Source organism: Winogradskyella ludwigii, assembly GCF_013403985.1.
Classification (GTDB): Bacteria; Bacteroidota; Bacteroidia; order Flavobacteriales; family Flavobacteriaceae; genus Winogradskyella; species Winogradskyella ludwigii.
In genome coordinates this window covers 761,514-774,202 of record NZ_JABFDF010000001.1, presented here as the reverse complement: position 1 = coordinate 774,202, position 12,689 = coordinate 761,514, and the positions used below count along the sequence as shown (strand labels likewise).

Annotated in this window: 11 protein-coding genes; 6 read left to right on the top strand and 5 right to left on the bottom strand. The window is 31.8% G+C overall.

Annotated elements, in window-relative coordinates:
• The first annotated feature begins 29 nt into the window (after nt 1–29).
• From HM981_RS03185 to HM981_RS03170, 4 genes are all read left to right on the top strand, one after another.
• On the top strand, nt 30–1,220 hold the full coding sequence (locus tag HM981_RS03185) for a response regulator (RefSeq protein WP_179337128.1): 1,191 nt from the start codon (nt 30–32) through the stop codon (nt 1,218–1,220).
• Between the two features lie 23 nt (nt 1,221–1,243).
• Entirely contained in the window at nt 1,244–1,735 is a 492-nt protein-coding gene (locus HM981_RS03180; protein WP_179337127.1) for a glycosyltransferase, read from the top strand.
• Between the two features lie 249 nt (nt 1,736–1,984).
• On the top strand, nt 1,985–2,560 hold the full coding sequence (locus HM981_RS03175) for a PhnA domain-containing protein (protein ID WP_179337126.1): 576 nt from the start codon (nt 1,985–1,987) through the stop codon (nt 2,558–2,560).
• A gap of 440 nt (nt 2,561–3,000) precedes the next feature.
• Nucleotides 3,001–3,327 carry a hypothetical protein gene (locus HM981_RS03170; protein ID WP_179337125.1) on the top strand — a complete coding sequence of 109 codons (327 nt, stop codon included), beginning with the start codon at nt 3,001–3,003 and terminating at the stop codon, nt 3,325–3,327.
• Nucleotides 3,328–3,370: 43 nt separating this feature from the next.
• Here HM981_RS03170 and HM981_RS03165 read toward each other — a convergent pair whose 3' ends face one another.
• Nucleotides 3,371–3,841, bottom strand: coding sequence for a YybH family protein (locus HM981_RS03165; protein ID WP_179337124.1), 471 nt, complete (start codon nt 3,839–3,841; stop codon nt 3,371–3,373).
• 45 nt (nt 3,842–3,886) lie between these two features.
• Nucleotides 3,887–4,987 (bottom strand): DUF4407 domain-containing protein, encoded by a 1,101-nt coding sequence (locus HM981_RS03160; RefSeq protein ID WP_179337123.1) that lies wholly within the window; start codon nt 4,985–4,987, stop codon nt 3,887–3,889.
• Nucleotides 4,988–5,156: 169 nt separating this feature from the next.
• On the opposite strand from HM981_RS03160, the gene HM981_RS03155 reads away from it, so the two are divergent.
• Together HM981_RS03155 and HM981_RS03150 are read left to right on the top strand one after the other, a co-directional pair.
• Nucleotides 5,157–6,512, top strand: a complete 1,356-nt coding sequence (locus HM981_RS03155) for a T9SS type A sorting domain-containing protein (RefSeq protein WP_179337122.1) — start codon at nt 5,157–5,159, stop codon at nt 6,510–6,512.
• Between the two features lie 76 nt (nt 6,513–6,588).
• Nucleotides 6,589–7,656: a TIGR03032 family protein gene (locus HM981_RS03150; protein ID WP_179337121.1), complete on the top strand. Its 1,068-nt coding sequence runs from the start codon at nt 6,589–6,591 to the stop codon at nt 7,654–7,656.
• 76 nt (nt 7,657–7,732) lie between these two features.
• Here the strand turns inward: HM981_RS03150 and HM981_RS03145 are convergent, their stop codons facing one another.
• The 3 genes from HM981_RS03145 to HM981_RS03135 form a co-directional block, all read right to left on the bottom strand.
• Nucleotides 7,733–10,624: a M56 family metallopeptidase gene (locus HM981_RS03145; RefSeq protein ID WP_179337120.1), complete on the bottom strand. Its 2,892-nt coding sequence runs from the start codon at nt 10,622–10,624 to the stop codon at nt 7,733–7,735.
• Between the two features lies 1 nt (nt 10,625).
• A complete protein-coding gene (locus tag HM981_RS03140; protein WP_179337119.1) occupies nt 10,626–10,991 on the bottom strand; it encodes a BlaI/MecI/CopY family transcriptional regulator in 366 nt (121 codons plus the stop codon).
• A gap of 193 nt (nt 10,992–11,184) precedes the next feature.
• Nucleotides 11,185–12,573: a dipeptidase gene (locus HM981_RS03135; protein ID WP_179337118.1), complete on the bottom strand. Its 1,389-nt coding sequence runs from the start codon at nt 12,571–12,573 to the stop codon at nt 11,185–11,187.
• Nucleotides 12,574–12,689: the final 116 nt, after the last annotated feature.

The window sequence follows — 12,689 nt, the reverse complement described above, 5'->3', positions numbered from 1 at the left end:
TGTAAATAATAATTAAAACATCATTTATTATGAAAATATTAGCCATCGACGATCAACAATTAGTTTTACTTCCATTAGAGAAAAGATTATTAGAACTAGGTTACGAAGTAAAAACAGAAACAGATGCTTCTAAAGGATTAGAATTGTATGATACATTTAATCCAGACTTAGTAATTGTAGATATTAATATGCCTGGTGTGTCAGGATTAGAAGTGGTACAGTATATAAGAAATACAAAAAATGACGCGACGCCAATAATGATTCTTTCAGGTAACACTAAAGATGATACCATTACTCAAGCTTTTGAACTTGGTATTGATGATTATATGAAAAAGCCTTTAAGCTTAAACGAAATCAGTGCTCGTGTAAAACGCTTAATTGGTGCTCCAAAAGTGCAAAACCCTGTAGCTAAAAGTGATGTAATGATACAAGAACGTTGTGTTGGTGTTGTTATTCCTTGTTATAATGAAGAAGAACGTTTGTTAAGTGATGAGTTTATAAGCTATATCGATAAAAATTCAGGTTACCATTTATGTTTTGTAAATGATGGTAGTAAGGATAATACTTTAGAAGTTTTAAAGAATTTACAAAAAGGAAGAGAAGATTTTATTACGGTATATGATTGTGAGCAAAATGGAGGTAAGGCAGAAGCTGTTCGTTTAGGAATGTTGTACATGGCTAAAAAAGAAGATTTAGACTATATAGGATTTTTAGATGCCGATTTATCTACAGATTTAGCAGATTTTGATGATTTAGTAAAAACGATTGAAACTTCAGAATTTAAAATTGTAAGCGGATCGCGTATCTCTAGAATGGGAGCCGATATTACTAAAGAATCTGCAAGAAAAATAATCAGTTTAACCATCAACTTCATTATAAGAAAGATTTTAAGAATGGATTTTAAAGACACACAATGTGGTGCTAAGATTTTCCGTAAAGAGGTTATTGATATTGCCTTTGGTAAAAAGTTTGTAACCCAATGGATTTTTGATGTGGAAATCTTTAAAAGAATGAGTATTCATTTCGGATTAAAGAAAGCAAAAGAAATGCTATGTGAGCAACCTTTAAAAAGATGGATTCATGCAGACGGTTCTAAATTATCGATGAAAGATTCCGTGAAAATTGTGTTTCAATTAGGACAAATAGCTTGGGTTTATAGAGGTAAAAAACAAAACACAAGAGTAGCCGAAACAAGTAACTTAAAAACGGCCTTATTATAACGGTTTCTAAAATTCAAATAATTATGAAAATAGGCATCATTATAATCTTTCACAATAACGAAGAAGAAATAGAAACAAACTTTTTTATTGAACAAATTAAGCAGACATCAAACTTAGAATTATGTCTTGTAAATAATAACAGTAAGGATAATACTTACACTTTACTGAGCGATGTAAAAGAGGCTTGTGATAATGTTTCTTTAGTTAATGTTAGAAAATTTAAGTCAGATACCTCTGCAGTAAGAGCTGGAGCAAGATTTATGTCTAGTCAGTTTAACCTAAAACATCTAGGTTATGTTTCTGTAAACATGTTAAATATTAACCATCATGGATTAAATGGTTTAGTAAAGCTTATAACAGAAAACCAAGAAGCTATTATAAATTATAATATAGAATCTTTAACAAAAAAACGTACCTTATTTCATAGGGTATTCTCATTGCTTGATTATTTAAAAAAAATCACAAAAAACAACCATTTTATTGACCTTCAATTTCAAAGGAATCTCATAGAGTAAAAAGTCTTCTGCAAGTCTATTTTATAATTTCCATTCAGATTAGACATTTCATATCATCAGAATTTTAAAACTATAACAATTAAGATTTTTTTTTGTAGTAGCTATTTCAACAGTATTAAAGCTCGATTCTAAAAATACAACTGACTTTAAGTATTTATTTTTGTGAATTAGCATGTAATTAGAAAGGTTTATGTAGAAAAATAAGAGAAACATTAGATTAATTATACATTTGTAGCTTAATTATCAATTATGTCATTAGAAAGAGAATTACAAAAACGTAGCGGTTCTAAATGTGAACTTAGTGGAAGTGAAGAAAACCTATCTGTCTTCATTGTTCCAGATGTAAAGGAAAACGGATTACAAACAGCATTATATGCTTCTAAAACCTGTATAGAACAAATGAACGATTCAGATGCTATAGATGCCAATCATTGGAGGTGTCTTAATGATAGTATGTGGAGCGAGCACGACGCTGTAAAAATTATGGCTTGGAGAATGCTTAATAGAATTAAAGCAGATTGGACACGAGATTTATTAGGGATGATGTATATGGAAGAAGATACATTAGAACTGGCTAAAGCCTCTGGAGATGGAGAACCTGAAGTAGATAAAGTAATTCACCGTGATGTAAATGGTGTTATTTTAGAGAATGGAGATTCTGTAGTTTTAATAAAAGATCTTAAAGTAAAAGGATCTAGTATGGTAGCCAAACAAGGTGTTGCTGTAAGAAATATTAGACTAGATCGTGATAATGCCGAGTATATTGAAGGTAAAGTAGGACCAACACTTACTGTAATTATTACTAAGTTCGTTAAGAAATTATAATCGTTATTGGTTTAAGTCTTTAGACTTCCTATTAATAAAACCAACATCTAAATTTTATAAAAAGCATTGCCTCATTATTAACATGAAGCAATGCTTTTTATATTTAAGTGGCTTTTACAAAGATTTATAGACGGGTTAAAGGAAAATTATTTCATTTCAAAAATAGATTTATAACAACTTATAGATATAAAAAGTATCTTCAAAATCTGAATTCTTATTTTTTTTAGGACTATTTATTTGTGTCTTACTTTGTTGAAAACGTGTTGTTTGTCGAGAGAATAAACAGGTTATTTCTTATGGCCTATGCATACCTACGGTTTATCGATTTTATATGAAAGCGTGAATAATAAATACGATATTGTAGGAATCCTCTAATTAATATACTGAATTGTAAGAGTTAATAACTCAAAATCAGTATCAACAATTAAATATTAGATTATATGGATTTACAAATAACAAACTACAACAACCGTTTTAAGGTTAAAGGCACATTGAACAAGGTGAACCTCAAAATCTTTAACGCTCACTTTTCTAATATTTTTGAGAAGTTTGATGATGTTTTTTTAGATATCGAGCAAATTACAAATGTAGATAGAACAGGTGTAATGGCATTAGCAAAATTACATAATGAGGCTATTTCAAAATCAAAACGATTATCAATAATTGGTTTTGGTTGCAAAGAATTATTTCATCATTTTAAAACTGAAGAAACAAGACGAAAATTAAGACACAAAGGCATGGCAAAAAAAGTTACTGAGGCGGCTTAATGAAAAGAGAATTATAGAGTAGAGTTTATTATAGTGGGTAAAATTAACAAGACATATCTGCTACAATTTTCCAATCGCCATTAATCTTTTTAAAGATAATTAAGAAAGGGCCATTGGCATCACCTACATCGCGTTTTAGGTGATATTCACCCATAACCCAATAATTATCACCTTCGATTTTTGAAATATCATTAATCACAAATTTTAGAGTTCCGCTCTCAGCTTTCGTTGGGTAGCCTTTTTTGTAATTGGCCAAAGTTTGGTTCCAACCTTTGGTTAATCCATTACTTCCATAAAATTTTAGAGAATCGCTTTTCCAATAACCTTGCATAAAACCTTCTAAATCGTGATTGTTCCATGCGATTTCTTGCGCTTCCATAACAAGGCGAATTCCAGCTTCTGCGAGTTCTTTAGTATCGCTTTTTTCTATTGTATCTGTAGTTGTAACATCTGCTTTAATACTTATGCAATTAAAGCATAATAATGCTATTGCAATTGAGAATATGTATTTCATAAGATCGCGAATTTTATTTTCAATCTAAAAATACCAACTAATTTTCTAAAGAATCCCTTTTTGTTGTTTTAAAAATGCATCTGCCTGATTTTGCATTAGGGTTCTTGCGAGCTTTCGTTTATAATTTATGGCATCTTCTTCGTCTGCAATGTCATTATAAACTTTATTATTAATAGCGTTATCAGTTGTTAATAATAATTTTCGCTCAGCAACCTTTTGCATCGTCCAAGTTTCAATCGCTGTTTCTTGATCTTGTAGTCGGTAATCAAATTCACCTTTTGGTGCTAATAGTTTTGCAATTATAGGAGAGGTTTCAATGGCTAAAAACAATAAGAAAATAAAGAATGAAGGTAACCAAGGTAACTCGCCTAAAGCGGTAATGCGAGCCATTAAACCATCAAAATTATCAATTATAGGTTGGGATGTTTCAACGTTAGCTGCATAATCGCCTTGAAGATTTGCTATTTGTGCTTCAATCGCTTCAATTTTAACTTTATTATCGGTTTTTAACTGTTGTAAGTCGGTCAAACCAGCATCGTGCTTGTCACGTTTTTCTTTATAAACAGGTCCCTTTCCTAGAAGCTTAGAACCTGCTGTACCTTCGGCTTCCGAAATATAAGTATCGTATAAGGCATTTACCTCTGTCTCTTTAGTTTCTATTTGAGATTGTAATCCTGAAATCTCATTTTCTAATTCAGCAATTTTAGGATTAAACTGTTCTGCAATTTGATTTTGATTCGCTAAGGTGAGGTCATTTTTTTGCTCTAATAACACTTGATTAATTTCCTTTTCAAAAATCTTTAATTCTAAAGGCTTTGAAATCACGATTGCAATAATCAGGGCGAGAATAAGCCTTGGTGTGGCTTGAAGAATTTCGTTGAGAACATGATCTCTTTTTTTTATGGTTGATACAATATAACGGTCTAGATTAAAAATAAGTAAACCCCAAATTAAGCCAAATAAAATTGAGGCATAGAGATTATCAAATACGGTGAAAAGTGCATAACTAGCTGCAATAGTTGCCATAACAGCGGTAAAGAAAACGGTGGCTCCAATACCTGCATATTTATTCTGTTCTCCAATGGAGCAGTCGTTTAAAATGTCGGTGTCGGCGCCAGAGCAAAGGATGAAGAATTGCTTTAACATAAGTGATTGTTTTTTGATTGATTACCTATTAGAACGCTAAAAGTTTCTATTTGTTACAATAAAATACTAATTTGGGTGAAAATTTGTCATCATGTAGCACGTGTTATTGATGATTTATTAATAAACTTTAACTAAAGACAATCTTATAATCAATCATAAAATACAATAGATGAAAAAACAACTATTCATTAGGAAAAAACGTCAATTCCGAACTTTACTTAAGCAAATTGAAACCTTTAAAGAAGAAGGTACTTGGGACGATTTAGCATCAAAAACTAAAACTAATTTATTACATAAATTAAATAGATTTTATAAAGTCTTGAAGTCGCATCTTACATTCTCTGAATGGAGACGATGGGTCTATCCAAGTTTTGCGATGTTGGGTTTTTTATCAATGTCAAACGAGATGTCCGGACAGACATTAAATACATTTGAGGCAGGTGTTGCTTTAGAATCAAATGGATCAGCTATTAGTGCTGGTGCAGCTAACCCAATTTTTGCAGATTTAGATAATGATACGGATTTTGAATTATACTTAGGTCAATTCGGATACGGTTCAATTATAGTTGAAAACTTTGGAGAGTTTGATACAAATACTATGGAATTTGGAGCGTCGACAAATCTAATAGATCAAGTAAGTTCAGCGTTTTTTGATTATAGTTCGCCAGCGTTTGCAGATTTTGATGCCGATGGTGATTTAGATCTTTTAGTTGGAGTCTATGGTGGTGGAATAGAAGTTTTTCTTAATGATGGGAATAATGATTTTGCTTTAGATTCTTCTCTATTGGCCAACGGAACAGCCATTAGTGCTGGTAACGAAGCAAAACCTGATTTTGTAGATTTTGATGGTGATGGTGATTTAGATTTAATTGTTGGTACACACGATGGTAGTATTTTATATTTTGAAAATACAGCAGGAGTAGGTAATTCTATGGTTTTTGCATCAAGTACAAATGTTCAAGCTGGTGGTGTTGATATTAATGGTGCATCTAATGGTTATTTTTCTCCAACTTTTGGTGATTTAGATGAGGATGGTGACTTAGATTTAATAGTAGGTGAAAATGCAGGATATGTTTCGTTCTATGAGAATACAGCAGGAGCCGGGAATTCTATGGTATTTAATTCTGGTGTTCATTTAGAAGCTGCTGGATCAGAAATTGTAGCAGGTCTTGCTACAGTAGCAGTAGTGGATTTAGACAAGGATGGTGTAGATGATTTAATAGTAGGTGAAGGTACAGGCACTGTAACGTTCTTTAAAGGGGTTAGTTCTAATTTAAGTATCTCAGAATTTGACAGTCAAGAATTATTGCACGTATTCCCTAATCCAGTAAAAGATGTTTTTACTATTGAAACAAGCATTGAAATTAGTAAGGTAGCGTTATTTGATATTTCAGGTAAACAAATAGACATACAATTAGCTACTGCAAATGAAGTTAATATTTCTAGTTTGGCTTCGGGTATTTATCACATTAAAATCTATGATAATAACAACAGAACAACGACAAGAAAAATAATAAAAAATTAATTTTTATTTTTAACTTTTATAAGATGCTACTCTAATTAGGAGTAGCTTCTTTTTTTTGTTTCAATATTTAAAAAGAATGAATTCAGAACAACCTATCTCACCGTTTCAATTAGAACATACGCCTCAAGTTCCTGAGCTTTTATTTAAGTTACAATGCAGTATTGTCCTTTCTACATTTCAAGCTGGTAAAATTGTAACACTATCTCCTTTAAATGAAGATAAAATAACACAATTGGCTAGGAATTTTAATAGGCCAATGGGTATTACTTTTACAGATAATTATGAGAAATTAGCTATAGCCTGTCAAAATGAAGTTATTCAGTTTAAAAACGCGGTAACTCTAGCAAAGAACTATCCTAAGAAACCCAATACGTATTCTAATATGTACTTTCCAATGAGTACAAATTATACTGGGAAATTAGATTTGCACGATTTATCGTATGGCACAGATAACAAGCTTTATGCAATAAATACCTTATTTTCTTGTATTTCTACTTTTGATAATGATTATAATTTTAAGTCGTATTGGAAACCTGATTTTATAACTGAATTAAAACCTGAAGACAGATGTCATCTAAACGGTATGGCTATGAAGGATGGTAAGCCAAAGTATGTTACGGCTTTTAATACTGGAAATACAGCTATGAGTTGGAAGAAAGACCTAACAAAAACAGGTGTATTAATAGACGTAGAAACCAATGAAATTATTCTATCTGGTTTAGGCATGCCTCATACACCAAGATTTATAAACGGAAAACTGTATTTACTATTATCTGCGACTGGCCAATTGGTTGAGGTTGATGTTAAAAATAAATCGTATACAGAGGTTATTAATTTAAAAGGCTTTGTTAGAGGTATGTCTTTTTATAAAGATTATTTATTTATTGGTCTCAGTAAGTTGCGTCAAAACTCATCTAGTTTTGCACACTTAGATGTAGCAAAATTATCTAATTATGCAGGTGTTGCTATTGTGCATTTACCAACTAAGAGTTATCAAGGACTATTAAAATACAAAACATCCGTAGACGAGATTTACGATTTAGAGATTCTACCGGATTTTTTACGTCCTAATATTTTAAACAATTTTACTGAAACGCATAGGCAAGCTATACTTGCAGAAGATAGCTGTTACTGGGTTGGATAATGCGAATAAATGTTAATATAGATAAACTAAAAACCTCGAAATATTTCGAGGTTTTTTTATTTATTTGATCGTACAGTTAAGGATTTTCTATTATTTCAATCGCAATCGGTAAAAATTTTGAACCCTTATCATCTTTAATATCAAATAGTGTAATATAATCTCCTGTTTTTGCTGAAAGAAGATTTTTTAAGGTCGTTTTAGTAATCGTATTTCCTTTTACGAGTTCTGTTTTTATGCCAGGGATTTTAAGTTTAAAATTGATTATTTTGTTATTTAGTAGCGTAAGTTGTAAGTTTTTAATTTCACCTAAAGTCATGGTTAATTCTCCTGTTTTAATAGTTTTACCATTAACCATAGGAAAGATGCTTTCTTGTGCTTTCTTTTCTTTTGGACTAGATAGCTTCACAACATATTTACCACTTTCATCTAATTGAGAGAGCATCTCTGTGCTTTTGCCTTTACTGTTTATAGCAATTGATTTGGCCTCCTTTGCGGTGATTTTTTTGTTGTCTAAGTAAAAGGTAGCACCTTGCTTTTCCATATCTTCAATGTATTCTAAGAATGAAGGGTTTTTAGATTGTACTGGAGGTAAATTATCCATTTTAACTTCTTTACCATAGCGATTAAAGTAAGTTGTTTTACCATGACTGGTAGTATAATAGAACGTTTCGCCATTGATGTCTACACTACCCTGTAAGTCCTCTGGTATTTCTATAACTTCAAAAATCTCGCCGTCTGTTGATTTTGCTGTCCCTACTTTATCAGGATTGGCTTTCATATAAGCATCTGTAGCTTTCTGAATTTTAGCTTTTTGTTCTGGAGTCGCATCATTAGGTATTGGTGGCGGAGGTGGAATTTTATTAATATCTACCATTTTTCCATAACGATCATAATAGGTTGTTTTTCCGTTTTGATGCGTATAGTAATAAGTGGCTCCATTTATTTCAATTGGACCAAATTTAGCATTTTCTGTTGCTGGTGGAGGCGGAGGCGGAAAATTAGGAAATGGTTCAGCATTTTTATTCTGTTCCGTTGTCATAGAATTATAAATACGTTTGTGTTTTTCGACATCCTTGTACTTAACTATAGGATAAGTATTCTCCTTTGGGTTAGCGTCTGCCTTTTCGATAGCGGTATTTGTTTTCTTAGCCCAAGCATTGTATTCTGCCACTTCCTTTGTTGTTGGTTTTTCTTGGGTTTCTTTGTCTTCGCCTACTTCTTTATCAGGTGATACGTTGTTTTGGCGATTAGATAGTTTTACATCATACTTTCCATTATCGTCTAATTGTGTTAGGATATCTATACTCTTACCTTTATTATTTGCTGCAATAGATTTCGCTTTCGCTGTGGATATTTTTTTATCATTTAAATAGAAAGAGGCACCTTCGTTTTCCATCTCTATAATAAACTCTAAAAAGGAAGGATTGTATATACTCTCTGTATCTCCTAAGTTTGGACCTCCTTTAGATTTTTGTTGTTTAGCAGGAGGTGGAGGTGGTGCTATTTGAGATGCATCGGCTTGAATCATTTTAAAGTCATACTTTTTAATTAAAGATTTAACTTCTTTGATGACTTTATAAGAATCTTCAGTTTCATCGTATTTAAGATAAACTGCTCTAGACTTATCAAAAGACTTCGTTAATGTTTTTAGTTGTTTTTCAATACTCTCCATTGATCCTAACTCATCATCTACTAATAGTTGTCCTTTTCTATTAACTAGAATTATCATGATTGGTTTTTCTTGAAAATTATAATTGTTGTTTTGATTAGTTGAAGGAGCTGGTGGAGGAGGAGGTAAAGTAGCTAGCTCTTCAGCGGCTAATTCACTATATTTTTTGAAATATGTTTTTCCTTTTAAAGTTATTTGAACATAGGGTTTAATTGCTGAAATAGGTCTTTTAACTTTAGCTTTATTTTCTTTAGACATTCTAAAATATAGACCTCCTAAATCTGAAAATAAATCATCTAATTCTTTTTGCTCCTCTTTCGATTTGTAGATGTAATGTGGTTCTGCTGTTCTAAGTAATTCATAAGTGTTATATTTTTGCAAATATGATTCCACATCATTTTTCTCTAGCTTAATGATTGTTGTTGCTTTTTTTTCAACTTCTACACGTTCAGCAAAATTGTAAAAAAGAATGGCAATAATTGGCAATAGGAGTAACGTACTAAGCCAAATTCTGGTTTTAGATGTTTGTGTTTTCATAACTGTAAATCGTTTTTTGATTGATGAATAATTGATGGCACTCGACAATTGATAGTCTTGAGTGTTTGATGAAAATTGTAATAATATAGTCTGATAGGTTTTTGCATCAGAACCTTGTTGTAAAACAGCTTGATCTGCTAAGAATTCGTGATTAAGTTTTACATGATGTTTTAAAATATATACCAATGGATGAAACCAAAATGCAATTTGAAGTAACTCTAGAATTATTACATCCAAGCTATGTAATTGTTTTGCATGAGTTTCTTCATGTAGCATAACTTCTTTTGGAATATGATGTGATTCGTATCGCACTTTATTAAAAAAGATATATCTAAAAAAAGAATGCGGAATTAGATTTGCTTCTAATAACACATAGACGAATGAACGTTTACTAATGTTTTCATTCTTTGAAATACGTCTTTGCATTTTTGTGAGGTTAATTACAAACCTCGAAGAGAATAATAACACTCCTAATCCATAAATAAGCCAAAGGATAGTTTCTAGATTGAAAAACGGAGCTTCAATAGGTGCGTCGTTTAAATCTAATTCATTAGGGAAATAGACTGAAGCAGTTTCAAAAGTGGTAACTACAGGTTCTATATATTCTATAATGGTTAACGTGGGAATTACTAAAGCCAAAGCCAAAGCTCCTAATAAATAAAAACGTTTAAAACGATGCATATTCTGGCGTTCTAGAAAGAGCACATACACTAACCAAAACACAAATAAACATGCCGAAAATTTTAATATATATGTTTCCATATTATTTATTTTTAATTTCTGTGTCTATGATCTTTTTTAGTGCTTCTAATTCTTCTTTTGTTAAGTCTGTTTTACGCGTAAAGAAGGAAGCGAACTGTGAGGCGCTATCATTAAAAAATGTTTTTATAAGGCCATTTACATGCTTAGAGAAGTAATCTTCTTTTTTAACCAACGGGAAGTATTCTCTAGATTTCCCAAAGGTTTTGTAATCTACAAAGCCTTTCCCAATCATACGTTTTAGAAGTGTTGCAACGGTTGTAGTTGCAGGTTTTGGGTCAGGATAGATATCTAACAAATCTTTCATAAAAGCTTTTTCCAGCTTCCAGAGGTGTTGCATTAGTTGTTCTTCGGTTTTGGATAGTTGCATGCTCTACGTTTTTAGAATTAACTCTACAAATGTAGAATATAAATATGAATTCTACAAGTGTAGAGTTAGAATTAGGTGTATAAGTAATTTTGGTAAGTTGTTAGTATTGGATGTTTTAAAATCAAAAAGCCCCATGATTAGTAATAATCACAGGGCTTTTTTAAATTGGATAAGCTGTTTTTAAGTCGCTTAATTATTTTGATAATTCGGTAAAATATTTATAAAAGTAAGGAATCGTTTCAATACCTTTTAGGTAATTCCACACTCCAAAATGCTCATTTGGTGAGTGAATAGCATCACTATCTAAACCAAAGCCCATTAAAATTGTTTTGCTATTTAATTCTTTTTCAAAAAGCGAAACAATAGGAATACTTCCTCCACTACGTTGTGGAATTGGTGTTTTTCCAAAAGTTTCTTCATAAGCTTTTGAAGCTGCTTTATAACCTAAACTGTCAATAGGAGTTACATAACCTTGTCCGCCATGATGAGGTGTTACTTTTACTGTTACACCTTTTGGTGCAATATTTTCAAAATGCGTTTTAAACAATTCTGTAATTTCTTCCCATTCTTGGTTAGGTACTAAACGCATCGAAATTTTAGCATAAGCCTTGCTTGCAATTACTGTTTTTGCTCCTTCGCCTGTATAGCCGCCCCAAATTCCGTTAACATCTAATGTTGGACGAATTGAGTTGCGCTCGTTTGTAGAATATCCTTTTTCACCGTAAACCGCATCAATATCTAATGATTTTTTATAAGCATCAAGTGAAAATGGAGCTTTTGCCATTTCGGCACGTTCGGCATCAGATAGATCTTCAACCTTATCATAAAAACCAGGAATGGTAATATGATTATTCTCATCGTGAAGCGACGCAATCATCTTGGTTAATACATTAATAGGGTTTGCCACAGCTCCTCCATAAAGTCCAGAATGTAAATCTCTGTTTGGTCCAGTAACTTCAACTTCAACATAACTTAAACCTCTTAAGCCAGTTGTTATAGATGGTACATCTTTAGCAATCATGCCAGTATCTGAGATAAGAATCACATCATTTGTTAATTTCTCTCTATTGGCAGCCACAAATTTGGCTAGGTTAACGCTACCAACTTCCTCTTCACCTTCGATCATGAATTTTACATTACAAGGTAATTCGTTATTAGCGGTCATGTATTCCATCGCTTTAACGTGCATATACATTTGCCCTTTATCATCACAAGCTCCTCTGGCAAAAATGGCGCCTTCAGGATGGATGTCTGTGTTTTTAATAACAGGTTCAAAAGGAGGTGAATTCCATAAATCTAAAGGATCTGGTGGTTGCACATCATAATGACCATAAACTAATATTGTAGGTAAATTTTTATCTATAATTTTTTCGCCATAAACAATAGGATACCCTTCTGTTTCGCAAATTTCCACATGGTCGCAGCCTGCTTTTTCTAGACTTAATTTAACAACATCTGCTGTTTTTAAAACATCTCCTTTATAGGCAGAATCTGCACTAATTGATGGTATTTTTAATAAGTCTATAAGTTCGCTAAGAAAACGATCTTTATTAGAGTTGATATAAGATTGAATGGATTGCATAATATGATTTGATTTTAACCAAAAATAAGAATTATAAGAGGGAATATTTAAGTTCGCTCATAATTTTAAGTTTTCTTTAGGTGAATATTTAGAGCGTTTTAGATCTTGAGTATTTC

Excerpts from the sequence above, each read along its gene's own strand:
- HM981_RS03185 (WP_179337128.1), top strand. The coding sequence starts at position 30 with ATGAAAATATTAGCCATCGACGATCAACAATTAGTTTTACTTCCATTA.
- HM981_RS03180 (WP_179337127.1), top strand. The coding sequence starts at position 1,244 with ATGAAAATAGGCATCATTATAATCTTTCACAATAACGAAGAAGAAATA.
- HM981_RS03175 (WP_179337126.1), top strand. The coding sequence starts at position 1,985 with ATGTCATTAGAAAGAGAATTACAAAAACGTAGCGGTTCTAAATGTGAA.
- HM981_RS03170 (WP_179337125.1), top strand. The coding sequence starts at position 3,001 with ATGGATTTACAAATAACAAACTACAACAACCGTTTTAAGGTTAAAGGC.
- HM981_RS03165 (WP_179337124.1), bottom strand. The coding sequence starts at position 3,841 with ATGAAATACATATTCTCAATTGCAATAGCATTATTATGCTTTAATTGC.
- HM981_RS03160 (WP_179337123.1), bottom strand. The coding sequence starts at position 4,987 with ATGTTAAAGCAATTCTTCATCCTTTGCTCTGGCGCCGACACCGACATT.
- HM981_RS03155 (WP_179337122.1), top strand. The coding sequence starts at position 5,157 with ATGAAAAAACAACTATTCATTAGGAAAAAACGTCAATTCCGAACTTTA.
- HM981_RS03150 (WP_179337121.1), top strand. The coding sequence starts at position 6,589 with ATGAATTCAGAACAACCTATCTCACCGTTTCAATTAGAACATACGCCT.
- HM981_RS03145 (WP_179337120.1), bottom strand. The coding sequence starts at position 10,624 with ATGGAAACATATATATTAAAATTTTCGGCATGTTTATTTGTGTTTTGG.
- HM981_RS03140 (WP_179337119.1), bottom strand. The coding sequence starts at position 10,991 with ATGCAACTATCCAAAACCGAAGAACAACTAATGCAACACCTCTGGAAG.
- HM981_RS03135 (WP_179337118.1), bottom strand. The coding sequence starts at position 12,573 with ATGCAATCCATTCAATCTTATATCAACTCTAATAAAGATCGTTTTCTT.